This is a genomic window from Hoeflea algicola (assembly GCF_026619415.1).
GTDB lineage: Bacteria > Pseudomonadota > Alphaproteobacteria > Rhizobiales > Rhizobiaceae > Hoeflea > Hoeflea algicola.
The window spans coordinates 1,383,600-1,409,503 of record NZ_JAOVZR010000001.1 but is presented as its reverse complement, the minus strand read 5'-3'; the positions used below and the strand labels follow the sequence as shown (position 1 = coordinate 1,409,503).

Below are 25,904 nucleotides of genomic sequence, written 5' to 3'. Positions count from 1 at the left end.
GGCGTGACTTTTGTCAAATGATCTTCGTTCACACAGGCGGGAGTTGGTAATGCGGCAAAACAGATGGAATGACAAGGAAGCGAATGAACGGGTTCGCGCAGCGGGCAATCACCCGGCGGACCAGACCCTGGCGCTTCGGGTCTATTCCTCGCGGCTGATCGGCGCCGATCCGGATCTGGTCATGCATGGCGGGGGTAATACCTCGGTCAAGACCGAGCGCGAGGACCTGTTTGGCGTCAGCCAGCCGGTGCTGCATGTCAAGGGCAGCGGCTGGGATCTCGACACACTTGAAGCGCCGGGCTTGCCCGGCGTGTGGCTTGAGCCGTTGCTGGAGATGCGCAAGCTCGACGCCCTGTCCGACGAGGACATGGTCAACATGCAGCGCTCCAATCTGCTTGATTCGAGCGCGCCCAACCCGTCGGTCGAAGCCTTGCTGCATGCCTTCCTGCCGCATGCCTTTGTCGATCATACCCATGCAACCGCGTTTCTGGCGCTTGCCAACCTGCCCAATGCCGATGAGGCGATCCGCGAGATATTTGGCGGTAGGCTAGCCGTGGTGCCCTACATCATGCCCGGATTCGCGCTGGCCAAGAAGGCCGCGGATGTATTTGACGCCAACCCCGATGTTGAAGGGCTGATCTTGCTCAAGCATGGGCACTTCACTTTCGGCGCGACGGCGCGGGAAAGCTACGACCGGGTGATCGAGCATACCAACATGGTCGAGGACTGGCTGGCGGCGCGCAATGGCGGCCGGCGATTTGACCTGACAGTGCAGAAAAACCGACAAGCGGCCAACCGGCCGGCCGCACAGGCGGCTCTTCCGGTGTTGCGTGGCCTGATTGGTCGTTTGCGCGGCGATCATCATCAGGGCGCGCCGCGGCCGGTGGTGATGGATCTGCGCAACAGCGCGGTTATCAATAAATTCCTGGGACGTTCCGACCTTGGTGATCTCGCCCGGCGCGGCGTTGCCTCGCCGGATCACGTGATCCGCACCAAGGGGGAAATGCTGGTGCTCTCCGGCGCGGATCTAGCCAGCGGCACGGATGCCGTTTCCGCAAAGATCGACGCTTTTGCCGATGCGTATCGGAAAATGTTTGCCAATCAGAACGCGCGCGTCGGCGGCGGCAAGACCATGCTTGAACCGCACCCTTGCGTGGCCTGGATTGAAGGTCTCGGCATCGTCGGCATCGGCAAGGATGCTGCTGCGGCATCGGCCGCGGCCGATATCGCCGAGCAGACCGTGGAAGTGATGAGCCAGGGCGAGGCAGCCGGCGGATTCCGGCCGATCGGTCCGGATGACCTGTTCGATCTCGAATACTGGTCGCTGGAGCAGGCCAAACTCGCCAAGGCTGCGGCCAAGCCGTTTACCGGCCAGGTCGTGGCGGTGACCGGTGGCGCCGGGGCGATCGGGCTTGCCACGGCGAAAGCATTTGCGCGCGATGGTGCGGCGGTGGCGCTGATCGATTTCAATGAGGAGGCCTGTCAGGCCGCGGCGGCGTCGATCGGGCAGAACTGTCTGCCGGTGGTTGCCGATCTGACCGCGAGCGGCGCCGCCCAAGCGACGGTCAACCAGATTGTCGAGCGCTTTGGCGGGCTCGATATCCTGGTATCCAATGCGGGGGCTGCGGTGCAGGGCATGTTGCTCGAGCTTGATGAGGCGAAATTGCGGTCGAGTTTTGAACTCAACTTCTTTTCGCATCTGGCGATGGCGCGCGCGGCGGCAAAGGTGTTTGCTGCGCAAGGCCATGGCGGACAAATGCTGTTCAATGTGTCCAAGCAAGCGGTCAATCCGGGCAAGGGGTTCGGGGCTTACGGATTGCCTAAGGCAGCAACCTTCTTCCTGGTCAAGCAATTGGCGTTGGAACTTGGCGGCGAAGGCGTGCGCGTCAACGGCGTGAATGCCGACCGGATCCGTTCCGGCCTCTTGACCGACGACTTCATCAAGTCGCGGTCCGAGGCACGTGGCGTTTCGGCGTCGGACTACATGGCCGGCAATCTGCTCAAGGCCGAGGTCGAGGCGCATCATGTCGCCGATGCATTCGTGGCGCTGGCCAAGGCGGAACGCACCACGGCGCATGTGATCACGGTAGACGGCGGCAACATCGAGGCGTCGCTGCGTTAAGCGCGGCCTGGTTCAGTCGTGCCGGTCGGGTGGGAACTCGACCGGGCCGCCCTGGGCTTGCCAGGTGGAAAATCCTTCGCGGATATGCGCCGCTTCAAACCCCATCTCGTTAAGCGTTGCCGTGGTCAGCGCCGAGCGCCAGCCGGAAGCGCAGTGGAAGACGAATTTCTTGTTCTGGCCGAACACCTCCTTGTAATAGGGGCTTTGCGGGTCGATCCAGAATTCGACCATGCCGCGTGGGCAGTGAAAGCTGCCGGGGATGAAGCCCGAGCGCTGGCGCTCACGCACATCACGCAAATCGACGATCACTACATCCGGATCATCCACCATGGCGATCGCATCGGCAGTTTCGACTTCCTCAATGCGCGCTCGCGCGCGAGCCACAAGGTCGGCGACGGGCGTGATGGTGCGGGACATGAATCCTCCTGTTGAATTGGCCGTGGAACCTATTTGCATGATTGACGCAATCGGTCCCTTGGTTCAACACTTCCGGCGTCGATTGGCATCTCTTGATGAACGGGGTGGCCTTGACGGATCAGCATCGGGAGTTCGCAGGCATGGCAGTTTCGTCGACAGTGTCGTTGTGGGATAAGACCGCCGAGGAAGCCGATATTTCCTCTCCGATGACGGCGGATGTGACGACCGATATTGCCATTGTTGGTGGCGGCTATACCGGTCTTTCGACTGCTCTGCATGCCGCCGGTCAGGGGCTCGATTGTTGCGTGCTTGAAGCTCGACAGATCGGCTTTGGCGGCTCTGGGCGCAATGTCGGGCTGCTCAATGCCGGGCTGTGGTTGGCACCGCAGGATGTGCGCAAGCGTCTTGGCGAGCAACGCGGCGGCCAGTTGGTGGAGTTGCTTGGCGACGGCCCCAGCTATGTGATGTCGTTGATCGAAAAGCACCAGATTCGCTGTGAACTGACCCGCACCGGCACCATTCATGCTGCCCATTCTCCAAGTGGCTTCAAAGATTTGCAGCGAAGAGCTGAGGAATGGAATCGGCTTGGTGCGCCGGTCAGGCTGCTTGACCGGAATGAGGCTGCTGCAAAGATCGGCTCGGACGCGTTTTATGGCGGGCTGCTGGATGAGCGGGCCGGCACGATCAACCCGATGGGCTATGTGCGCGGATTGGCGCGGGCGGCGAAGGCTGCCGGCGCGCGCATTCACACAGGCGTGTCGGTGACGAAACTGACACCGAAGCCGGGTGGCGGTTGGCTGCTTGCGACCGATAGCGGGACAGTGTCGGCCAAATCGGTGATTTTGGCCACCAACGCCTATTCTGACGATCTCTGGCCGGGGCTGAAGAGCAGCTTCGTACCGATCAGTTTTTTCCAGATTGCGACGGCTCCGCTGGGGGCGCGCGTCGCCGATATCCTGCCGGAACGGCAGGGAATTTGGGATACCGGAACGATCATGTTCTCGCTCCGGCGCGACATGGCGGACCGGCTGATCGTCGGTTCAATGGGATCGGTGATAGGTGGTGACAAGGGGCTGTCGGAACGCTGGGCGGCGCGGCTGCTCAAGCGGATGTTTCCAAAACTTGGGCCGGTGGAATTTGAGCAAGCCTGGCATGGCCAGATTGCCATGAACGCCGAGCACATGCCGCGCATTCACCGGCTGGCGGAGGGGCTCTATACGCCGATTGGCTACAATGGCCGCGGCATCGCGCCGGGAACGATCTTCGGCAAGGCGATGGCGGAACTTTTGGCAGGTGGCGATGAAGCCAATTTACCGATGGCGGTCACCGGTGTCAGGCCGGAACCGATGCAAAGGCTGAAAACCGGCTTCTACCAAACCGTCTTTGCCGCCAATCAATTGATCAGAAGCCTCTGACATCGCAGGCGGGATTATCCGGCGGGGCGGTGTACTGACACGGCCTCGGTATGGATTTTGAACTTGAAATTTGCGGTTCCCCAAGCGGCCAAGCCCCACGTTTGTGTGCGCGCATGCTTGTTCCGCTCATCGACACGGCTGCAAAATTGTGGTCCCGCTTGGGGTCTGGAACCAGTTCGACCGGCGGTGTGAAGCCGGGGCGTCGAGATGGCGGCGACCGATTTGCAACGGGGAGGGAAACGCAATGGACATGTGTGATGTGATTATTGTGGGCGCCGGGCTTGCGGGGCTGACGGCCGCGGCGGAACTCGCCGACAGCGGCAAGAAGGTGATCATTATTGATCAGGAGCCGGCGGGCTCTTTGGGCGGGCAGGCGTTCTGGTCGCTCGGAGGGCTGTTTCTTGTCGACACGCCCGAGCAACGCCGGATGGGCATCCGCGACAGCCGCGAGCTGGCGCTCAATGACTGGATGGGATCGGCGCAATTTGACCGCAAGGAAGATTTCTGGCCGCGCAAATGGGCCGAGGCCTATATCGATTTTGCCGCCGGTGAAATGCGGCCCTGGCTCCGCGCCATGGGTATGCGCTGGTTCCCGATCGTTGGATGGGCCGAGCGCGGCGGATCGTTCGCCGATGGCCATGGCAATTCGGTGCCGCGGTTTCACCTGACCTTGGGGGTGGGGCCGGGGACCGTGGCGCCGTTCGAAAGAAGGGTGCGCGCGCATGTGGCGGCGGGTCTGATAGAACTGAAATTTCGACACCGCTGCTCTAGCCTGCTCACCGATAATGGCGCGGTAACCGGTGTCAGCGGTGAAGTGCTGGCAGATGATTCCAGCGCGCGCGGCCGATCAACCAATCGCGACATCATCGGTGATTTCGAGTTGCGGGCGTCAAGCGTGCTGGTCACTTCGGGTGGTCTTGGCGGCAATTCCGATCTTGTGCGCAAGGTCTGGCCGCGCGATCGGCTCGGGGAGCCGCCGCAGCAGATGATCTCAGGCGTGCCGGCCCATGTCGACGGTCGGATGATTGCCATCGCCGAGGCCGCCGGTGGCCGGGTGATCAATGCCGACCGGATGTGGCATTACACCGAAGGTGTGAAAAACTGGAACCCGATCTGGCCCAATCACGGTATCCGCATTCTGCCGGGGCCTTCGTCGATGTGGTTTGACGCTACCGGCAACCGGCTCAAGCCGCCATGCATGCCAGGGTTCGATACGCTCTCGACGCTGCGCGAAATTCTCTCCACCGGGCATGACCACTCCTGGTTCGTCATGACCCAGAAGGTGCTGAAGAAGGAGGTGGCGCTGTCGGGATCGGAACAGAACCCGGATTTTGCTGCCAAAAGCTGGCTGCAGGTGATCCGGCATCGGCTCATCAACAAGCAGGCGACGACGCCGGTCGAGGCGTTCAAGCAGCATGGCGAGGATTTTGTTGTCGCCGATACGCTTGAGGAACTGGTTGCCGGCATGAACCAGAAGGGCGGGAACCTGATCGATTTCGAAAAGCTGAAGGCTCAGATTGTTGCCCGCGACAGCCAGATCGACAATCCGTTTACCAAGGATGCACAACTGATGGCGATGCACGCCGCCCGCAACTATCGCGGTGACCGGCTGATGCGAACCGCCAAGCCGCACCGGTTCCTGGCGCGCGCAAACGGACCGCTGATTGCGATCCGGCTCAACATCATTACCCGCAAGTCGCTGGGCGGTTTGGAAACCGATCTCAACGGTCAGGTGTTCAACGCACAGGGCGAGTTGGTGCCGGGCCTGTTTGCGGCAGGCGAAGTCAGTGGTTTTGGCGGTGGTGGTTATCACGGCTATAACGCGCTTGAGAGAACGTTCCTCGGCGGCTGCATTTTTTCCGGCCGTCAGGCGGGCAGGGCGGACAGCATTGCCTGAACCGGCGTTGCCTGCCTTGAGGATCATGCAAAAGACTGGCAAGAACTCTGATAGATGCTGATCAAGTGGCGGCGGCAACAGGCCCGCGGCCTACCCAATTCCGGAGACCCAATATGGCTGCTGTTCCCCCGCTGTGTGATTTTGGATGGAAACCCGTCAACGCGACCCTGCCGGGCGTAGATGGCAAGGACCACGATATCCTTGCCCAGGCTGGCGAGAACGGGCTGGTAGTGGTGTTTATCTGCAACCACTGTCCCTATGTGGTCGCGGTGATTGACCGGATCGTGCAAGTTGCCAAGGATCTGGCTGAGCTCGGCGTCGGCTTCGTGGCGATATCGTCCAACGATGTTACCAGTCACCCGCAGGATTCCTTCGACAACATGAAGCTGTTTGCCGAAAAGCACGGGTTTCCGTTTCCCTATCTTTATGACGAGGATCAGGCAGTGGGCCGGGGCTGGGGCGCGGTTTGCACCCCGGACTTCTTTGGCTTCAACGCTGACATGGAACTGCAGTATCGCGGTCGTCTGGATGCCTCGCGCAAGAAGGCGGGGGCGACCGGGCTTCGCCGCGACCTTTATGAGGCGATGAAGCAGATTGTCGAGACCGGCAAGGGGCCGGAAGAGCAGATCGCCTCGATGGGTTGCTCTATCAAGTGGAAGGACGCTTCGTGAGTGCGACCGTTGCGTCCAAGACCGGCGACGGAAGCTGGCCGAAAGCTGTTCTGTTCGATCTTGATGGCACCCTGATCGATTCCGTCCCCGACATCGCTGCGGCCACCAATCAACTGTTGGCATCAGACGGCTTGCCACCGCAATCTGTTGCGGCAGTGCGGGCGATGATCGGCAACGGGGTCAGGACACTGGTTGAGCGCGCCTATGCGGCCAGTAACAGACCGATCACCGGCGCTGCGCTTGATGAAGCTACCAATCGGATGATGGCGATTTACGGCAAGCATCTGACCCGGCACACGACGATCATGGCCGGTGCTGCTGATGTTCTCGCCGCGCTCGCGGGCGCCGGTGTCAAGCTCGGTGTGGTGACCAACAAGCCGGAGGCCTTTACCCGCGAGGTGCTGACGCATTTCGGCTTCGAAGACTTTATCGAGGTGGTTGTTGGCGGCGACACCGGACCGACCCGCAAACCTGCACCCGACATGATCGAGCACGCGCTTGGCGTCCTCGGTGTGGTGGCCGGGGATGTGGTGATGGTTGGCGACAGCCCGGCCGATATCGATGCGGCCAGGGCAGCTTCGGTGACGAGCATTGCAGTGCGCGGCGGCTATACCAACGTTGCCGTCGAGCAACTGGGCGCAACCGTGGTCATCGACAGCCTGATTGACCTCGCCGGTGCAATCGAGGCGCTCAGGCAATCTGCCTGACAGGCACTATCTGGTATGGTTGGAAGGCTGGCGGATTACCCGGGTGGAATTCGGTGTCCGGCGAAGTTCTTTCCACAGCGCAAGGGCTCGGATATGCTTCCAGCCGATGATGCCGGGCATCTGGCAGGACCAAGTTGAACAGACCGCGACCGAACCCGGTGGCATCGTGACATCGCTGCGGGCCGCCGACCACTGAAGGCGCGAGCCAACAAGGGACAACGAATGACCGAACTGGCGGAAGTCTCGTGTCTGTGTGGCAAGTCCAGCAGTTGTGTTGTGCACAACAAGGCTGTGTGCCAGGCGGCGTCGCCCGAAGCGATGGCGCAACTCGGTCGGATTTCCCATGTGCGTGAATTTCCGTGGGGCAGCGTGATTCAGGCGCAGGCCGAGCCCTGCACCATCGTCGGCAATGTCGTTGATGGCGTGGTTAAACTGTCGAGCGCCTCGATCAATGGCGACGATCATATTGTCGGGCTGTTGTTTCCTTCTGATTTCTTTGGACGTCTGTTCAGTGATGAATCGCGGTTTTCCTATGAAGCGGCGACCGATGTGACACTGTGCACGATGAACCGCCCCGCCTTTGAGCGGTTTCTGGGTGATCATCCGGCGGTTGAGCATGAGATGCTCAAGGCCAAACTGGATGAGCTCGACGCGGTGCGCGAGTGGGCGGCGATCACCAATGGTCATACCACCATGGAGCGCATCGCCACCCTGATCTACGTGTTTGCCAAACGCTCCAGGAACCAGCATCTCAACAATTTTGATGCGGTTCATCCGGTGGTGCATTTGCCGCTCAGCAGACGCGACATCGCCGATTATCTCGGTACCACGCCCGAGACGCTGAGCCGCAATATCCAGACCCTGTCGCGCACCAAGGTGATCCGCATTCTCGATGCCAAGCATTTCGAGTTGCTTGATGCCAACGAACTGATCCGGCAATCGGGTGAATCGCGCGGTGATCTCGACAAAATCGTGTCTTCCTGATCACGCCCCAGACTGGCGCGGCTCCGAACCGATACTTGACGAATATCAATGTGGGCCGGGTTTTTGAGCCGAGCATGATTGGCAGTGCGTTCGTGCACCTGATCATGGGGTTGGTTGAAACGTGTCTCACAACAGCACGATAATTTCGGTAGCCGGCGATGCCTGCGTCCTGCGCGATGTTCTTGTCCAGGCACCACTGCGTCCTCGCCCCGAGGCAAGACACTTGTCTGCGGATTTGTCCGGCCAAGCGCGGCTGCAGCACGCGGAATTGGTGCGAGTACTCGGACAGGAAGGCGTGCGGGTTCGCTATTTTGATGAACTGCTTGCCTCGGCGCTCGGTTTTGCCGATGCGCGTGACTGGGTGCTCGAGCGACGGGTGGGCGAATGTGTGGATGACGCGGGCCGAGTGACAGAGATTTCGACTTGGCTGAGTGAGCGACCGGTAGATGTGCTGGCAGATTACCTGGTCAACGGCATGCAAGTATCGGATCTGCCTTCGGAATTAAGTAAAGTCAAAAAGGGCGCCGGCGGGGAAGTTGATTGGGTGTTTTGCCCGCTTTATGACCTTGGCAATCTGCGCCGTCATCTGAGAGTTTTGGGCGGCAACGTGGTCATTGCGCAGCCGTTGCCTGCGGCAAGGCGGCCCGAGGCAATTACAGTGTCGGCGGTCTTGAACTTTGCACCGTTGTTTGACGATGCGAATTTTGAGTTCTGGCCGACTTCCGATGGCGCAGATTGCGATTTTCCGGCGATTGACGGGCGTGATCTGGCAATTTTGGGCTGTGGCGATATCTTTATCGGTGCCATTACACGCGCTACCAGCGTGACGGCACTTTCAGCGCTGACGGCTGCGCTGTTTCAGCAAAATGCGGTTGGACATGCGTTCTGGGTTGATCTCACCGGGCCTGATGGCAGGTGTCTCGATGATTGCCTTGTTGCACTCGCACCCGATTGTGTGATTGTCGACGGGGCTGTGCTGGAGCAGGCGGAAGTGTTCAGGGTTTACTCCGCCCCGCGGGGCGAGGTGTTGAGGATCACGGCCTGCGATACCGCATTTCTGAGAGAACTGTGCGCCTCATTCTCCGGCGGTCTCAATGTCATTGATGCGAGCCATTATCCCGGTGCTGTCGGGCGTTCTCTGGCGGGGCTGTCGCCAATCGTGCTGGCGCCGGGACATATCCTTGCGTTCGCCGAGCACGAACCTGCGTTTGAGGTGCTTGAGCAATACGGCGTCACCATCGCGTGTGCCCTCAACGGCTCGGCGCTGGCACACGATTGCAAGGGGCCGCGCGGGCTTGTCACCGCGCTGCTTGCCGGGCCAGCACCGGTGTGACATCCTTTTGTGCGAACCCTGATATTCCATTTCTCAATTGATATGCGGCCGGGACCCCGGCACGCACAGACCTCATGCATCGAATCCGCCGGTAATTCCCGGGTTTCGGCGCTGCAAACGGGAGAGACGCCTTGGTATCATTCATGCCAGAAACCGAGACTTATTTTCCGCGCGATATCATCGAGATCGCCGACCAGTTGATCATCATGCCCGACGGCTGTCGTTTGTCGGCGCGGATCTGGATGCCGCAGGACGCCGAGGCTGATCCGGTGCCGCTCATTCTCGAACATCTGCCTTACCGCAAGCGCGATGGCACAATCGTGCGCGACAGTCTCACCCACCCCTGGATGGCAGGGCAGGGCTATGCCTGCATCCGGGTCGATATGCGGGGAAACGGCGATTCCGAAGGCTTGATGACGGACGAATATACCGAGCAGGAATTGCAGGACGCCTGCGATGTGATCGCTTGGGCCGTCGCACAGCCCTGGTGTTCGGGCACAGCCGGGATGATGGGGATTTCCTGGGGCGGGTTCAATTCGCTGCAGGTCGCAGCATTGAGGCCGCCGGCGCTGAAGGCAATCATCACGATCTGTTCGACCGTTGACCGCTTTGCCGACGATATTCATTTCAAGGGCGGGTGCCTGCTGGGTGAAAACTTCGGCTGGGCAGCTAACATGCTGTCCTATTCATCGCGGCCGCCTGACCCGCTGCTGCTGGGGCCGGGCTGGCGTGAATTGTGGCTCAACAGGTTGAGAGAGATGCCGTTTCTGGCGCGCGAGTGGATTTCGCGGCAGACGCGGGACGATTACTGGAAACATGGCTCGGTTTGCGAGGACTTTGGCGCGATCGAGGCTGCGGTGCTGTCGATCGGCGGCTGGCACGATGGTTATCGCAACACGATTTCGCAACTGGTCGAAAATCTCGATGCTCCGGTCAAGGGTATCGTCGGGCCGTGGATTCACAAATATCCGCATTATGCCGGCCCCGAACCGCGTATCGGCTTTTTGCAGGAAGCCAAATGCTGGTGGGACCATTGGCTCAAAGGGATCGACAATGGAGCGCAGGTTCTGCCGGCCTACCGGGCCTGGCTGATGGACAGCATCGCCCCGCAGCGCTGGGTGGATGAGCGTGCCGGCCGCTGGATAGCAGAGAGCCAATGGCCGTCACCCAATAGTGACGAGATTACGTTGCAACTGGGGGACGGTTTTCTTGGCGACGCGGAGATGACGACAGCTGTGCCGATCTGTTCTTCCAGTGATTGCGGCAGTCAGGCGGGCGAATATTTCCCCTTCGCCTATGGGCCGGAACTGCCTGACGAGCAAACCCCGGATGATCTGCGCTCCGCCTGTTTCGATGGCGCCGTTCTGATGGAACCGCTGGATATTGTCGGTTCGCCAAAACTGGCGCTGCGTTTCCGGTCGGACAAGCCGATGGCGCAACTGGCGGTGCGGCTTTGCGACCTTCGTCCCGACGGAACCTCGGCGCTGATCACCATGGGTGTGCTCAACCTGACCCATAGCAAGTCCAGCGAGAAGCCGGAACTGCTGTCGCCCGGGGAAGTGTTTGAAACAACGGTCACCCTCGATCAGATCGCCTACCGGATTCCTGCCGGGCACCGATTGCGGATCGCGATCTCGACGTCCTACTGGCCGTTCATCTGGCCTGCGCCGGAGCGGGCGACTCTGACGCTTGAAGCGGGGACGCTGGCGCTGCCTTGCCGAACGGTGACTGCCGATGCGGATGAGTGCGGTTTTGATAAGCCTGTCGGAGCGGCGCCCTGGCGGCATGAAAATCTCAGGCCATCCACCTCAACCCGCGACATTCAAACCGATCCCGAAACAGGCGTGATCACCACCACCATCTTCAACGATTCCGGCGAGAACCGGGATCTCGAGCATGGTCTAATCTCCGGAAGCACGACGCGGGAACGCTGGTCGATCCATCCCGATAATCCGCTCTCCGCGACCTCGCATATCCGCTGGGAGCAGACCGGCGGGCGGGACGCCTGGCGGACCGAAACGGTCGCGGACATGGAAATGCGCTGCGACAAGGACTGGTTTTACATCACCGGGAAACTGGTGGCATCGGAGAATGGCGAGGTGCTGTTTGACAAGGATTGGGAGGAACGGATTGCGCGCCGTTTCGTCTGATCGGGCTGGCGCAATGCTTCATCCTCAATAGGGCCATTCGCCCGCACCGAGCGTTTTGATGCCTGAAATCATGCGGGCAAAGCTGTCACGTGCGCGGAGCACCGAATGCCGGGCGCGCAGATAGCCGTGAACCAGGCCTTTTTCTTCAAAGCAGATAGCTTTGCCGCCAGTCCGGGTGAGGCGGGCGCAATAGTCAGGACCATCGCCTGACAGCGGATCGCATTCGGCGGTGAAGACCAGCGTCGGCGGTATGCCGGTAAAATTCGGTGCGGCGAGTGGCGTGAATAAGGGCTCATCGACGGGTGACGCGCCACCCGAGCGCAAATCATCGTAATAGAGCATGTCGGCAGTGGTCAGCATCGGCGCATGGGCGTGGCTGACGAATGTGCCTTTCGACGTGTCGGCGCCAAGGGCGGGGTAGATCAAGACCTGTGCTGCTGGGGCCAGCGCCTGGCCGCGAGTTGCCGATGCAACTGCTGCGGCCAGATTGCCGCCGGCGCTGTCGCCGCACAGGATGATCGGAAGTGCGTAATCGCTGGCGACATGGCGGAAGGTGGCAAGCGCATCCTCGACCTGGGCGGGATGGAGATGTTCAGGCGCCAGCCGGTAATCGACTGATATGACCTGATAGCCGGTGCGGTCGCAGATCTCCGCGCAAATGCTGTCATGGCTTTCCAATCCGCCGAGGACGAAGCCGCCACCATGCAGGTACAGCACGCATGCTTTGGGCGCTGAAGCGTCAGGAAGATATTGTCGTAGCGGGATCGGGGCTTGCGGGCCGCGCACCGAGAAGTCACGCACCGTTACAGAGGGTGGGCGTCCTGCGTCAAAAGCCTGACACAACTCATCATAGACGCGACGTTGTCCGGCATGATCGAGACTGGTCGCATCCGCAGGGTAAAACGCATTCGATTTGTCGATGAACGACCATGTTTCGTCATCGATCAGCGTGTCGTAGGGTGAGGGGCGCAATGGAAAATCCTCGGAAAGGTTCGGGTCCCGGTGTTGACGCCCATGCAAGCGCGGGGCACAGCTTGTGTCAAACCGGAAACGCATCATGACATGGAAATTGAGTAGCGAGATCAAGGCAATCCTGTTCGACAAGGATGGTACGCTGGTCGACTTTGACAAGACCTGGGCGGACACCAACCGCAAGGGGGCATTGATTGCGGCAAACGGAGATGCCGCGCTGGCCGATGTCCTGCTTGATAAATGCGGCATGGACCCGCTCACCGGCAAGACTCGCGCTGACAGCATGTTTGCAGCGGCGAATGCTGGCGAGATCGCCGCGCACATGGTGGCGCATGGTAGCCCATTTTCCCCCGAAGAACTGATGCGCCTTCTCGACAGGATCTTTGTCGAGGGCGCTGAGTCTCCATGGCCGATTTGTGACCTAACGGCGCTGATGCAAACGCTGACCGAAGCCGGGTTCTTGCTGGGTATCGCTTCGAGTGACGGCGAAGCCAGTATCCGCCGAACCGTCGAGGTTTTGGGGGTGTCACGGCATATCAGCTTCATCGCCGGCTATGACAGCGGGCATGGCCCGAAACCGGGGCCGGGCATGATCAATGCCTATGCGTCTCATCTGGGCCTGAGCCCTGCCGAGATCGCCATGGTTGGCGATAATGGCCACGATATGGAGATGGCTCGGGCTGCCGGTGCGGGAGCTGCGATCGGGGTGCTGTCCGGAACCGGCACACGCCAGACGCTGGCTGAACTGGCCGATGTGCTGATTGATTCGGTGGCGGATCTGCCCGCTCTCATTGCTGCCAGATAAGACGGCTTGGCCCGCACCGGTCAGTCGTCGCGTTTTTCCAGGAGATTGGTGAGCCAGTCGGGATCCATCTCCGGAACCGACGACAACAGCAATTTGGTGTATGCGGGGAAGGGCGGCGACAGAATCTCGCTTTTGAGCCCCTGTTCGACAACTTCGCCCTCGAACATCACCACGATTTCGTCCGAAATAGCCTTCACCGTGGCGATGTCATGTGTGATGAACAAGTAGGTGATGTCGTACTTCCTCTGCAGCCGCAACAGCAATTGCAGGATACCTTCCTGCACGATCTGGTCGAGCGCGGAGGTGACCTCGTCGCAGATGATGACGTCCGGCCGGGCCGCCAGCGCGCGGGCAATGCAGATGCGTTGTTTCTGACCGCCGGAAAGTTCGGACGGCAGGCGGTCCATGAAGCTCTCGTCGAGCTCGATCATGTCCAGTAGCTCGAGGATCCGCTCCTCGCGCGCCTTGCCCTTGAGGCCGAAGTAGAACTCGAGAGGTCGACCGATGATGTCCTCAACCGTCTGGCGCGGATTCATTGCCGTGTCGGCCATCTGGTAAATCATCTGGATCTCGCTGCAACTGATCCTTGGTGCGATCCTTCAAGGCGGCGGGCAGCTCTTCGCCATTGAAGGTAACGGTACCACTGAGCGGCGGCAGCAATCCAGTCATTACCCGTGCCGTGGTCGATTTGCCGGAACCGGATTCTCCGACAACCGCAACCGTGCGTCCGCGCGGCAGCTTGATGGAGACATCGTGCAGCACCTTTACCGGCCCATAGGCTGCGTCGATGTTGTTGATGAACAGGACGATATCCTCTCCCTTGACTTCGGGCTTTTCCAGCGAACGGACCGACCACAGCGATTTGGTATAGGGCATTTCCGGCTTGGTCAGCATTTGCCGGGTCGGCGCCTCTTCAACCTCTTCGCCGTAGCGCAGCACCTGGATGAAATCAGCCATCTGGGCCACCACGGCCAGATCATGGGTGATGTAGATCGCCGCCGTGTTGAATTCCGCGACGATGTTGCGCATCGAGGCCAGAACTTCGACCTGGGTGGTGACGTCAAGCGCTGTAGTGGGTTCGTCAAAGATGATCAGATCCGGGCGCGGTGACATTGCCATGGCGGTCATCACCCGCTGCAACTGTCCGCCTGAAACCTGGTGCGGATAGCGGTTGCCGATGGTTTCGGGATCGGGCAGTTGCAGAGCCCTGAACAGTTCCACCGCATCGGCGCGCGATTCCGCATCGGGCCGGATTCCACGCCGAGTGGCGGCTTCGACGGTCTGATCGATCAGCCGATGCGCCGGGTTGAAAGAGGCGGCGGCCGATTGCGCCACATAAGCAATGCGGGTTCCCCAAAGCAGGCGCTTGTCGCGGTCCTTGGCTTTGGCCAGGTCGATCCCGTCGAAGATGATCGAGCCGCCGGTCAGTTTGCAGCCGGGTTGGGTGTAGCCCATGGCGGCCTTGCCGAGGGTGGACTTGCCAGCGCCGGATTCGCCAATCAGCCCCATGATCTCGCCGCGGCGAAGCGTCAGGTCGACGCCCTTGATGATCGGGTGCCACTGCTCGTCGGAATAGCCGTCGATGCGGATGTCGCGCATCTTCAACAGGATTTCATTGCTGAAATCGGCCGAGGATTCGGGGTTGGTTACGGGAGTGACGGTCATTCGCGGAGCCCGCTTGTTTTCTGGAGGAACCAGTCGACAATGAAATTCACCGCGACTGTCAGAAGCGCAATCGCCGCAGCCGGAAGCAAGGGAGTGATCGCCGCCGTCATGTCGTATTTGGCGAACTGAATCAGCGAAGCATTGGCCCGTACCATCGAACCCCAGTCCGCCGTCGGCGGCTGGATGCCGACGCCGAGGAAAGACAATGCGGCGATGGTCAGGAACACAAAGCAGAAGCGCAGGCCGAATTCGGCTACCAGTGGCGGCATGATGTTGGGCAAGATTTCCCGGCGCATGATCCAGCCGAGACCTTCACCGCGCAGCTTGGCTGCCTCCACATAATCCATCACAGCCACATTAACCGCAACAGCGCGGGTGAGGCGGAAGACCCGGGTGGAATCCAGCACCGCGATGATGATGATCAGGCTGGTGATGGTGGAGCCGAAAATAGACAGCAGCATCAGCGCAAAGATCAGGCTTGGAATTGCCATCAGAACGTCGACGAACCGGCTCAGCGCCTGGTCAAGCCAACGACGATTGATGGCGGCCACAAGGCCCAGGCCGCCGCCGATGAGAAACGACAGAAACGTGGTCGCGAGCGCAATGCCCATGGTGTTGCGGGCGCCGTAGATCAGCCGGGTGAGCACGTCGCGGCCGATCTGGTCGGTGCCGAAAAAGAACTCATCGCCCCATGGTGCGAAGGCAGCAGAATGAATTTCTGCCTCGCCATAGGGCGCGATGACATCGGCGAAAATCGCCACAAGGATGTAAATGGCGACCACGGTCATCCCAAACCAGGCGCTCGGAGGGGCTGATTTCATCAACAGGCCAAACCGTTCGAAGCGGCTGCGGCGGGTACGCACAGCGCCGACTTCGGCAGAAGCTGCGTATGTGTCTGGTTGCTCGCTCATCGTGGGTGCAACAATCGCGGGTTGGTGACGATGCCGATGATGTCGGCGGTCAGGTTAAGCAGGATGTAGGTCGCTGCGAAGATCAGCGCACAGGCCTGAACCACGGGAATGTCGCGGCTGGTCACGGCGTCAACCATCAACTGACCGACGCCGGGGTAGACGAACACCACTTCAACCACGACCACGCCGACAACCAGATAGGCCAGGTTGAAGGCGATGACGGTGGCGATCGGCGCCCAGGCATTGGGCAGGGCGTGTTTGAGAATGATCTGGGAGCGCGAGGCCCCCTTGAGCCGCGCCATCTCGATATAGGGACTGGCCAGCAGATTGATGATGGCAGCGCGGGTCATGCGCATCATGTGCGCGACAATCACCAGGGTCAGCGTCAGTGCGGGCAGCGCTATGCGATAGAGCCGCTCGCCAAGGGCGGTCGATACATCAATGTTGGCGAGAGAGGGAAACACCGGCCACAGCGAGGCCAGGAACAGGATCAGGATATAGGCGACGAAAAATTCCGGCGTCGAGATCGTTGTAAGCGTCACCCCATTGACGATTCGGTCATAGGCGGTGTTGCGGTAAAGTGCTGCCGTTAGTCCCAGAAACAGTGCCAGCGGTACGGCGATCAGAGCAGTAACGCCGGCCAGAAACAGTGTGTTCCAAAGCCGTGGCATGACCAGGTCAACGACCTTGCGGGAGCGATCCTGTCCGGATGCGTTGCGGCCTGAGAAAGAAGTTCCGAGATCGCCCTGAAGGACGGAGCCGACCCACTCGAAATAACGGATCGGTGCCGGCTTATCGAGACCCAGTTCCTTGCGGAACGCGGCGACGGTTTCCTTGGTCGCGGCCTGACCAAGCACCGCTTCGCTGAAGTCTCCGGGAAGCATCGAGATGGAGCTGAAGATGATGGCGGAGACGACGAACAGCGTGGCAATGCCGAGACCAAGCCGTTTGAGAATTGTCTCCACAACAGCATTCAACGGCGTATCCCTTCTGAATTATTGGATGGACTTGGAGCCATCATCCGAACTGCGGCTGAATGGCATGCGTTGGCCATTGAGCAACTCGTTGTATTGTTGGTCACTCGGCTTGTAATGTAAACCGGCTGCTGCGAGTTAATCACAGTTGACTGCCATATGCGCGCAGACGGGGACATGATCGGCGTTGATTACTCTGGATATAGATCTGCCTCGTTAATGGCCATGATCGATGTCAATGCTTTAATCTTAAATTTGTTGACCATGGCCTTGCTCCGGCCATGCTATTGATGGATTTAGTGTCAGTGGTTGACAACAGGTGTCAGGGGGACAGGATATGACCGACAGGTGGGCGCTTCTTTCAGCGACATCTCACCCAACAAAATGAGCACAAGAAATTTCTGGGAACAAAACGGAGAAAGCCATGAGAGACGAATATCTGAAAAAACAGGCGCGCTGGCTCAGCGAAGGCCAGATTGACCGCCGGCAATTCATCAAGACCGCCATTGCTGCCGGCTTGGCTGTTCCATCGGCGCTGACGCTGGCGACGAATGTGCTCGCTGCAACACCCAAGAGTGGCGGCAAACTGCGCTATGGCTCTTCCTACGGTTCGACCACCGATGCGCTTGATCCGGGCACCTCTGAAAATGGGATGACGCAGGCTATCAACTACGCCCGCGGCAACCAGCTTACCGAAGTGGGCAACGACGGCAAACTGATTGCCGAACTGGCCGAAACCTTTGAGCCGTCAAACGGTGCCAAGACTTGGGTGTTCGATCTGCGCAAGGGCGTGGAATTCCACAACGGCAAGACCATGACCGCCGACGATGTGATCGCGACGTTCAACTACCACCGCGATGAAAATTCCAAGTCTGCCGCCAAAGGCCTGTTGACTGCGGTCAAGGAAATCAAGAAGGACGGCGACAACCGGGTGATCTTCGAACTCGAAGGCGGCAATGCCGACTTCCCGTATATCGTTTCCGATTATCACATCATGATCATGCCCTCCGTGGATGGCCAGATCGAAGATGCCAACAGCCCGATCGGTACCGGCGGCTATATCATTGAAAGCTATGAAGCTGGCGTGCGCACCTTGATGAAGCGCAATCCCAACTTCTTCAAGGAAGGCCGTGCGCATTTCGACGAAGCTGAATTCATCACGCTCGCCGACACTACAGCGCGCCAGAACGCGATCATGAACGGCGATGTCGATTTTATCGACAATGTCGATCCGAAAACCGTGTCTCTGCTGGCTCGTGTGCCGACACTTGATATTCTTCAGACAACCGGCACGCAGCATTACACCTTCCCGATGCGGGTAAACGCTGCTCCTTTCGACAATTACGACCTGCGCATGGCACTCAAATATGCTATCAAGCGCCAGGAGCTGGTCGACAAGATTTTGCTCGGTCACGGTAAGGCTGGCAATGACGTGCCGGTCAATGCCTCGATGCCGTTCTTCAACACCGAACTGCCGGTGCATGAGTTCGACGCCGAAAAGGCTGCCGAACATTACAAGAAATCCGGCCATTCCGGTGCGATCCAGCTGTCTGTTTCCGACGCTGCATTCCCCGGCGCCGTCGATGCGGCTCAGCTGATCGCTGCTTCCGCCAAGGAAGCCGGAATCGAGATCGAACTGGTGCGTGAGCCCAGCGATGGCTACTGGTCCAACGTCTGGAACAAGAAGCCTTGGAGCGCGTGCTACTGGAGTGGCCGTCCGACCCAGGACTGGATGTACACGTCTGCCTATACCAATGACACCGAGTGGAATGATACCGCCTGGAAAGACGGTGAGGCGGCTGCGAAGTTCAATGATCTGGTTGTCATGGCGCGGTCGGAAACCGACGATGCCAAGCGCAAGGGCCAGTATTGGGAAGCGCAGAAGATTCTGCAGGATGATGGCGGGGCTATCGTCAGCATGTGGGCCAACTTCATTCATGCCCATTCCAAGTCACTGACGCATGATGAAAATGTTGCGGCCAACTGGCAATCTGATGGCGGCAAATTCACTGAACGCTGGTGGTTTTCCTGATCTCAGGATTTATCCTAAAACCATTCGGCCGCGGAGCAATCCGCGGCCGTTTTTGCTTCAATTGTGTGATGCGCTGCGGGTACCGGGCAGACGCAGCAAAACGCTGCCGGAGTCAGCTGAATTTTGTCTGCGGTGCTGGCAGCGGAAAGATCAGGTCGTAGACCCAGTTGAAGATGAACGCGTAGACCAGGTAAAACAGCGCAAACGAGATATCCATCATCAGCGCCTCGATCAGGCCAATGCCGAGATACCAGGCGATGAATGGCAGCAGCACAATCAGCAGCCCGGCCTCGAACAGGGTGGCATGAGCGACGCGCATAGCGATTGTCTTGCGGACAGTTCCGGTTAATCGCATCAGGGCGTGATCAAACAGCAGATTGTAGAGGTAGTTCCAGCCGGTGGCGATCGTCGCGCTGATAATGGCGACAACGCCGATATCATGAATGGGAACGCCAAATGCCCAGGCGCCGGCAGGGGTGACGATGAATAGGGCGATGATTTCGAAGCTCAGGGCGTGACGGATACGGTCAGCAGTCGTTCGCATGGGAATCCCCAAAAGTTCAGGGCCGTCCCGAATGCAAAACCCGATATGGGGGAGGTCGTCCTCGCTTCAGCCTGAGATATATGAAGTTGGTGGCATGAGACAAGACCCGTATTCGGCTTTTGGTCGCAGGGCATTGGCCCTTCTGCGGTTCTCATGCACCACGTCCTCAGCCGTCAGCCAAGTTCGGCCGGGGAACGGCCGGCTTGGCAGGCAAAAAAATTATTTTGATCAAATGGTTGCGGAAGCTTTCAGGTAATCAGATTCAATTTGCGTGGGTGCTTTCGCCCTGGACGGCAAAGGACCTGACGGTCTTCAGCGCACCTTCAAGCTTGTCGCCCTTTTCATCGGCCAGCGCTGCCTCGCGCAGCAACCGGCACCAATGGGCGGCGTCGTCCCGACCCGCGAGCAGCGCCACGCCATCCATCACCCGGTCGAATTTTGACAGGCCGCGGGCGTGGGTGTCTGAGTAGCCCTTGATCAGGCGGCGGTTGCGGAGGGTTTCGACACCCAGCGCGTAATCGGCATGACGGTATTTCAGCGCCAGATCGAGCCAGTCGTCGAGATGCTGTTTTTCGACCGCGTGGCGCAAGGTGCCGCGTCGAAATTTGCGCAGGCCGCCGAGCACGTAGAGTTGGGCAAACGGCAACAGCCGGTCAGTGCGCACGCGGCGCCCGCGGTTGAATATCCGGTCGATCAACTTCATCGCAGCTGGGCTTTGTGACATCCGGCGTCCAAGGTGCGCTGGCATCATGCCGACAATTTCTTCAGCGCGCGGATGCATGAATTCGGTGAGCTTCATCCGTGCACCGTCCGCCGGGGCGATTTCGCTGCGCACACGGGCAAAACGGCTGCCGCGGGTCTTCAGATCGGCCACCCGGATGACGTCGTCATAGGCCATCGCCTTGGCGATGTATTTAGCGGCTTCCCTGGTCAGTTCATGATCCTTGGCGGGATCGTCTGCGGCCATTACCCGTTCCAGCCGGTCGAGATATTCTGCGCCATAAGCAAGATCCTGAAAATCCACCACCGAACGCAGGCCCGTGAGCGCCATGTCGCGCGCCGGCATCGGTATTGCTATCGCCCGAGCTTCCAGCTCCCGCCACCCCTCGAGAAGCGGTTGCGGTCCTTGCGGGGCGGTTTTTGCAGGCTTGTCTATGGGGCCAGCGGATGGTGTTTCGACAATGCCGCCGGCGGCGGCCTCGAATCCGGCTGCAAAGGCGCGCAGGCTGGCCTCGACACCGCGCCCGGAAGCCTTGATCGCCGCCTCGAAACTTTCACGCTCGAACGGCAGCGCTCCGGAACCGGCAAGCGCGCCAAACAGCGTTGATGAAATCACCGATCCGGCCTTGATCGCCATTGTGTCCATATCGAACAGGATGAAGCGGCGGGCGGCGATTTCGGCGGCGGCGATAACCTCGTCGGAATCGGCGATGCCGTCTCCGGGGGCGGTCTTTTCCGACACCGCCAACGCCCGGTGCGAGGAGGCGATCAGCGTGGTCCGGTCGGGGGTGACGAAGCCGCGCATGATGGCGCGACCGGCTTCCATCATTTCAGCAGCCACGAGAATGTCGACATCGCCGGCGGCCGGCAGCAGCGAGAACACCGGTGGACGATCACCGGCCGGTGCCATCTCGATGTAATAGATGGTAGCGCCAGTGCGCTGGGCAACGCCGGCGACCGATGTGGCCTGGACGGCATAGCCGTTGCGGCGGGCGCAATCCTCGATCCAGTTGGTCAGCACGCCGCCGCCCTGGCCACCAACGGCCATGACGGCGAGCTTGATGACCTCGTCGAGCGCGGTATCGTGTGGTTTGGATTTCAGGGCGGATTGGGTTTTGCTTGCCATTGGATCAGACCTGACCAAATTCGATGCGGCCACGCGAGCGGCGGTTTTGAAGCCAAGAGATCACTCTACCGGAGAAAGAGCCCATCGTGCGTTCCAGCCATCTGGGATTGTGGACCACGTCTGCGCGGAAGAAGGACGGGCACAGCACCGCGGCATCGGCGACTTCGCCGCAATTGCCGCACCCCACGCAACTCTGGTCGATGCTGGCGACCGGGTCGTCGCGCAAGGGATCGTCGAGCTTTTTCAGCGACAGCGACGGACAGCCCGACAGTCGGATGCAGGCATGATCGCCGGTGCAGATGTCCTCGTCGACGCCGAAGCGCGGTTTTTCCACCCGCCGTCCCTCGGAGATCGCCTTGTTTGCTAGCGGCTTTTCGCGGCGCTGCTTGTTGAGCATGCATTCCGAAGCGGCAATGATCACCTTGGGGCCGACATGATCGGTGGTCAGCGCCTCGTTGAGGATTTCGCGCATTTTCGGCACGTCATAGGTGCGATCGATCTGGCGCACCCATTTGACGCCCACGCCCTTGACCGCGTCGGCGATCGGGTGGCCGGTTGCCTTGGAGGCGTTTTCGGCGCGCGAGGAGAGGATGTCCTGACCGCCGGTGGCGGCGGAATAGAAATTGTCGATAATGACGATGACGCCGTCAGACTTGTTGTAGACGGCATTGCCGATCGACGATGACAAACCGTTGTGCCAGAAGCCTCCATCGCCAAGGATCGAGATCGAGCGCTTGTCGCCACCGCCGTCAAAGGCCGCGTTGGAAGCGGGACCAAGGCCGTAGCCCATGGTCGAGCCGCCGATTTCGAACGGGGGCAGGGTGGCAAACAGATGGCAGCCGATATCACCGGCGATCTGGTGCTTGCCGTGCGCCTGCTCGGTCAGCTTGATGGCGGCGAAGACTGGTCGCTCCGGGCAGCCGGTGCAGAATCCAGGTGGGCGGATCGGTACGGTCTTGGACAGATCCGGCAGAGCGGGTTTTTCTTCGCTGTTGGGCGCGCGCAGCCGGGCGGGCAGGAATTCGGGTGCCGCCTTCTTCAAGAAAGCCTCGATGCCGTCGAGCATCACCTGACCGGTATATTCACCGGCCATTGGTAGCATGTCCTTGCCGTGCAAACCTATGGACTTGCCGGCCCGGTAGAGCATCGAGCCCAGCGCCTGCTCGATGAATTCGGGTTGGCCTTCCTCGACCACCAGAACCGCTGATTTGCCTTCGCAGAATTCGAGGAACTCGTCGCTGATCAGCGGGTAGGTGACATTGAGCACATAAAGCGGGATTTCGGTTTCGCCGTGGATGTCGGCCAGACCAAGACGCTGCAGCGCGCGGATCACGCCGTTATACATGCCGCCCTGCAGGACGATGCCAACCGGTGCCTCGCCGGGGCCGAACATCTCGTTGAGCTTGTGCTCGACGATGTGTTTCTGGGCAGCCGGCCAGCGGTTGTCGATCTTGTCGTGTTCCTGGATATAGGACATCGGCGGCAGCACCACACGGGCGTAATCGCTGCGCGGATTGGCCAGCGCATCCTTGACGGTAAACGGCGGACGCTTGTTGTCCTTGGCTTCAAAGCTGCCGGTGACATGGCACGAGCGGATCCGTACCATCAACATCACCGGGGTGTTTGTAGCTTCCGACAGTTCGAACCCCTGATGCACTGACTGAACAATGGACGGCAGGTTGGGCCGCGGATCAAGCAGCCACATCTGCGATTTCATCGCGAATGCGTGGCTGCGTTCCTGCATGATCGAGGAGCCTTCGCCATAATCCTCGCCGATGATCACCAGCGCGCCGCCGGTGACACCGGAGGATGACAGATTGGCCAGCGCATCGGAGGCGACATTGACGCCGACCGGACCCTTGAAGGTGACGGCGCCGCGGATCGGGTAGTGCACGGAGGCTGCAAGCATGGCCGCGGCGGCGGATTCAGAGGCGTTGGCCTCGTAGCGCACGCCGAGCTCGGTAAGGATTTCCTCGGCATCGGCGAGCACATCCATCAGATGACTGATCGGGGCGCCCTGATAACCGCCGACATAGCCGACGCCAGCTTCCAGAAGCGCCTTGGTGATCGCCAGAATTCCTTCTCCGGTAAAGGTTTCACCTTCGCCGATCTTGAGTTTCTGGACTTCCTTGGCAAATGAGCGTTCAGCCATCTGACACCTCTTTATTCTGGCGCATTGTTATTTTTCGGGGACGTGTTGGACCACAGCACCGACCCGCCTTCCTTCTCGTAAGCATTGCTTGCGCCTGCGCAACACAAGCACTTGCAGCCAGCGTCAATGCAGCAACAGCGAGAATGGATAGTTTCATCGGATCTCTCCTGGACGGGCGTCCGCCGTGCGGCTGGCGCTGTGGAATGCACGGAATTGCCGCGGCTAGAAATCGTGTTTTCGGATGTTGTGAAGCACCTTTTGCAGTGTGGCGACGAAGGCTGTGCGTTCGTCAGTGGGGATGCCGTGAAACATTTGTGAATAAACCCGCGACATCGATGGCCAGAGCTGTTCAAAGGCGGCGCGTCCGGCATCGGTAATGACAATGCGGGTGACCCGGCTGTCGTGGGGATCGGGATCGCGACGCACAAGGCCGTCGGCGGTGAGCTGTTCGAGGGCGCGGCTCAGGGTCGATTGCTCGACCACGGCGTAAACCGCAAGTTCGCTGATCGGCAGCCCGTCGATAACCGAAAGTACCGCGAGCGCCCGCATTTTTGGCGTGGTCAGGCCGAGGCCGGCTATTTCATGCCGCAGATTGGCATTGTAGCGACCCATGATGCGGTTCATCAGGTAGGGGGCAAAATTGGAGAGGCCGATCTCGCCAAGCCGGCGTAGCGGCTCTGCCTTGTTGGTCGCAGTGGGCTTGATTTCGTTCATGCGCCCAACCTCTTGGCCAGCAGGAAACCGGAGCCGCCACCGAGCCCCGGTCCGGGATGGGTCGACGCGCCGATGTGGTGCAGATTGCGAATACTGGTCGAATTATTGACCGTGTGGGAAAACGGTCGCCAGATGAAGAACTGGTCGAGAGCACAGGACCCGCCATAGGGATCGCCACCGACGAGGTTGATGTTGAGAGCTTCCAGATCGGCCGGTGAATAGGCCTTGCGAGCCATTACGCTCTCGGAAAATCCGTCGATATGCCGGGCAAGGATCGCCTCGATCCGGTCTGCAAAGGCCTCGCGGGTGGCGTCGTCCCAGGTGCCGGAGGTTTCGATCTCTCCGGCCGCATCGCCCTTGAGCACGCGCGGGGCATCAGGGATCTGCAGCCACAGGATCGACTTGCCCTCCGGGCAGCGGCTCGGGTCGAGCCTGTGCGGCTGGCCGACGCAGATGGTCGGCGTCTCGGGCATCATCCCGCGCTCGGCTTCGTTTGCGGATTTGGACACCGAGTCGATGCCGTTGGCCAAATGGACCAGCGCCACATTCTCAAGCCCAGCGGTTTTCCAGCGGATCGAGCCGTCGATGGCATAGTGCAGCTGGAAATTGCCGCGGCCATGACGGAATTGCTTGAGCTGTGCTGTGTCTTTCTCGGAAACCGCTCGTGTCTGGTCGCGCAGCAGGCGTTGGCAGAGCTGGCCGGGCGGTACCGAACAGATCACGTTGTCTGCTGTGATCGTGGTTCCGTCGGCAAGCCTGACGCCGGTGGTGCGGCCGTTTTCGATGATCACTTGGTCAACATCGGCATTGTCGCGCAGCTGGCCGCCATTGGCTTCGATCAGGCTCTTGAAGGCGGCAACGGCCTGGCTCGCGCCCCCCTTGACCACCGGTGCACCGGCAGCTTCAAGCGCAAAGGCAATGACCTTGCCCATCTGGCTGCCATAGGCGGATTCGGGGGTCAGCCCGGTATGCAGCACCCAAGGTGCATGGAGCGCCTGGACACGTTCGGAGGCGTAGCCCGCTTCGAGCCAGGCGCGGGACGGCCGCAGAGCCTCACCGATCCAGGCGGCAAGACCGCGGAGGCCGCGGCTCCAGGCCTGCCGGGCCAGCAGTTTGGCCGTCTGCCAGCTCCATAATTCGCCACCCAGCAGGGCAAACAGGAACGGGGCATCGGCCTCGATGGCGCCGACGTCGGCAGCGTGGCGGTCGCCATCGCCTGCGGCGGCGGCGTTGAACGCCTTGATATTGGTGGCCCGGTCTGTGGTCAGCACCAGTGACGAGCCGTCGGGCCTGAGCACGGCGGTGGGGTGCGGGGTGTGGCAGAATTCGAGCCCATGGCGCGCCAGATCAGCGCCGAGCGCGCCATGGGCCGGGGAGGTGAGGAACAGCACGAAGGTGGCGGCCATCACATCATGGTGGAAACCGGGCAAGGTGATCTCGTCGGTGCGCATGCAGCCGCCGAAACGGTCTGCGCGTTCAAGCACCAGCACCCGTTGCCCCTTGGCAGACAGCATGGCCGCAGCGACAAGCGCGTTGATGCCGCTGCCGACTATGATGTGGTCATGGTCTGCCATGATGCCCGGTCTCCGGTCT

Annotated in this window: 19 protein-coding genes and 1 pseudogene; 10 read left to right on the top strand and 10 right to left on the bottom strand. The window is 60.3% G+C overall.

The genetic code is table 11. The features are described from left to right. Positions 1 to 49 precede the first annotated feature (49 nt). Complete coding sequence (locus tag OEG84_RS06950) at positions 50 to 2,122, top strand: bifunctional aldolase/short-chain dehydrogenase (RefSeq protein ID WP_267653061.1); 2,073 nt, start codon at positions 50 to 52, stop codon at positions 2,120 to 2,122. A 12-nt stretch (positions 2,123 to 2,134) separates the two neighbouring features. On the opposite strand, the gene OEG84_RS06945 is transcribed toward OEG84_RS06950, so the two are convergent. Beyond that, on the bottom strand, positions 2,135 to 2,539 hold the full coding sequence (locus OEG84_RS06945; RefSeq protein WP_267653060.1) for a rhodanese-like domain-containing protein: 405 nt from the start codon (positions 2,537 to 2,539) through the stop codon (positions 2,135 to 2,137). 140 nt (positions 2,540 to 2,679) lie between these two features. On the opposite strand from OEG84_RS06945, the gene OEG84_RS06940 reads away from it, so the two are divergent. The 7 genes from OEG84_RS06940 to OEG84_RS06910 all read left to right on the top strand — a co-directional run bounded on the left by OEG84_RS06940 (position 2,680) and on the right by OEG84_RS06910 (position 11,696). Beyond that, complete coding sequence (locus OEG84_RS06940; RefSeq protein WP_267653059.1) at positions 2,680 to 3,954, top strand: NAD(P)/FAD-dependent oxidoreductase; 1,275 nt, start codon at positions 2,680 to 2,682, stop codon at positions 3,952 to 3,954. A 244-nt stretch (positions 3,955 to 4,198) separates the two neighbouring features. Continuing rightward, on the top strand, positions 4,199 to 5,851 hold the full coding sequence (locus tag OEG84_RS06935; RefSeq protein WP_267653058.1) for an FAD-binding dehydrogenase: 1,653 nt from the start codon (positions 4,199 to 4,201) through the stop codon (positions 5,849 to 5,851). A gap of 113 nt (positions 5,852 to 5,964) precedes the next feature. Further along, complete coding sequence (locus OEG84_RS06930) at positions 5,965 to 6,522, top strand: thioredoxin family protein (RefSeq protein WP_267653057.1); 558 nt, start codon at positions 5,965 to 5,967, stop codon at positions 6,520 to 6,522. Beyond that, the gene (gph, locus tag OEG84_RS06925) at positions 6,519 to 7,229 is read left to right on the top strand and encodes a phosphoglycolate phosphatase (protein ID WP_267653056.1); all 711 of its coding nucleotides are present in this window, start codon (positions 6,519 to 6,521) and stop codon (positions 7,227 to 7,229) included. The genes OEG84_RS06930 and gph overlap by 4 nt, the downstream gene beginning before the upstream one ends. Positions 7,230 to 7,451: 222 nt before the next feature. Beyond that, positions 7,452 to 8,213: a Crp/Fnr family transcriptional regulator gene (locus OEG84_RS06920; RefSeq protein WP_267653055.1), complete on the top strand. Its 762-nt coding sequence runs from the start codon at positions 7,452 to 7,454 to the stop codon at positions 8,211 to 8,213. A gap of 223 nt (positions 8,214 to 8,436) precedes the next feature. Beyond that, complete coding sequence (locus OEG84_RS06915; RefSeq protein WP_267653054.1) at positions 8,437 to 9,546, top strand: arginine deiminase family protein; 1,110 nt, start codon at positions 8,437 to 8,439, stop codon at positions 9,544 to 9,546. A gap of 143 nt (positions 9,547 to 9,689) precedes the next feature. Continuing rightward, a complete protein-coding gene (locus OEG84_RS06910) occupies positions 9,690 to 11,696 on the top strand; it encodes a CocE/NonD family hydrolase (RefSeq protein WP_267653053.1) in 2,007 nt (668 codons plus the stop codon). 24 nt (positions 11,697 to 11,720) lie between these two features. On the opposite strand, the gene OEG84_RS06905 is transcribed toward OEG84_RS06910, so the two are convergent. After that, complete coding sequence (locus OEG84_RS06905) at positions 11,721 to 12,668, bottom strand: alpha/beta hydrolase (RefSeq protein WP_267653052.1); 948 nt, start codon at positions 12,666 to 12,668, stop codon at positions 11,721 to 11,723. Between the two features lie 85 nt (positions 12,669 to 12,753). On the opposite strand from OEG84_RS06905, the gene OEG84_RS06900 reads away from it, so the two are divergent. Further along, positions 12,754 to 13,473 (top strand): HAD family hydrolase, encoded by a 720-nt coding sequence (locus OEG84_RS06900; RefSeq protein ID WP_267653051.1) that lies wholly within the window; start codon positions 12,754 to 12,756, stop codon positions 13,471 to 13,473. A 20-nt stretch (positions 13,474 to 13,493) separates the two neighbouring features. On the opposite strand, the pseudogene OEG84_RS06895 reads toward OEG84_RS06900, so the two are convergent. From OEG84_RS06895 to OEG84_RS06885, 3 genes and pseudogenes are all read right to left on the bottom strand, one after another. Continuing rightward, positions 13,494 to 15,138, bottom strand: a pseudogene (locus OEG84_RS06895) (ABC transporter ATP-binding protein). Next, a complete protein-coding gene (locus tag OEG84_RS06890; protein WP_267653050.1) occupies positions 15,135 to 16,049 on the bottom strand; it encodes an ABC transporter permease in 915 nt (304 codons plus the stop codon). Before OEG84_RS06890 ends, OEG84_RS06895 begins: the two are co-directional and overlap by 4 nt. Next, entirely contained in the window at positions 16,046 to 17,026 is a 981-nt protein-coding gene (locus OEG84_RS06885) for an ABC transporter permease (RefSeq protein WP_267653049.1), read from the bottom strand. The genes OEG84_RS06890 and OEG84_RS06885 overlap by 4 nt, the downstream gene beginning before the upstream one ends. A gap of 421 nt (positions 17,027 to 17,447) precedes the next feature. On the opposite strand from OEG84_RS06885, the gene OEG84_RS06880 reads away from it, so the two are divergent. Then, positions 17,448 to 19,055 carry an ABC transporter substrate-binding protein gene (locus OEG84_RS06880; RefSeq protein WP_267653048.1) on the top strand — a complete coding sequence of 536 codons (1,608 nt, stop codon included), beginning with the start codon at positions 17,448 to 17,450 and terminating at the stop codon, positions 19,053 to 19,055. A gap of 112 nt (positions 19,056 to 19,167) precedes the next feature. Here the strand turns inward: OEG84_RS06880 and OEG84_RS06875 are convergent, their stop codons facing one another. From OEG84_RS06875 to OEG84_RS06855, 5 genes are all read right to left on the bottom strand, one after another. Further along, positions 19,168 to 19,599 carry a PACE efflux transporter gene (locus OEG84_RS06875; RefSeq protein ID WP_267653047.1) on the bottom strand — a complete coding sequence of 144 codons (432 nt, stop codon included), beginning with the start codon at positions 19,597 to 19,599 and terminating at the stop codon, positions 19,168 to 19,170. Positions 19,600 to 19,861: 262 nt separating this feature from the next. Beyond that, the gene (locus tag OEG84_RS06870; RefSeq protein WP_267653046.1) at positions 19,862 to 21,445 is read right to left on the bottom strand and encodes an indolepyruvate oxidoreductase subunit beta family protein; all 1,584 of its coding nucleotides are present in this window, start codon (positions 21,443 to 21,445) and stop codon (positions 19,862 to 19,864) included. Between the two features lie 4 nt (positions 21,446 to 21,449). Beyond that, positions 21,450 to 23,597, bottom strand: a complete 2,148-nt coding sequence (locus tag OEG84_RS06865) for an indolepyruvate ferredoxin oxidoreductase subunit alpha (RefSeq protein ID WP_267653045.1) — start codon at positions 23,595 to 23,597, stop codon at positions 21,450 to 21,452. 222 nt (positions 23,598 to 23,819) lie between these two features. Further along, entirely contained in the window at positions 23,820 to 24,311 is a 492-nt protein-coding gene (locus tag OEG84_RS06860) for a MarR family winged helix-turn-helix transcriptional regulator (protein WP_267653044.1), read from the bottom strand. After that, positions 24,308 to 25,885: a phytoene desaturase family protein gene (locus OEG84_RS06855; protein WP_267653042.1), complete on the bottom strand. Its 1,578-nt coding sequence runs from the start codon at positions 25,883 to 25,885 to the stop codon at positions 24,308 to 24,310. Before OEG84_RS06855 ends, OEG84_RS06860 begins: the two co-directional genes overlap by 4 nt. Positions 25,886 to 25,904: the final 19 nt, after the last annotated feature.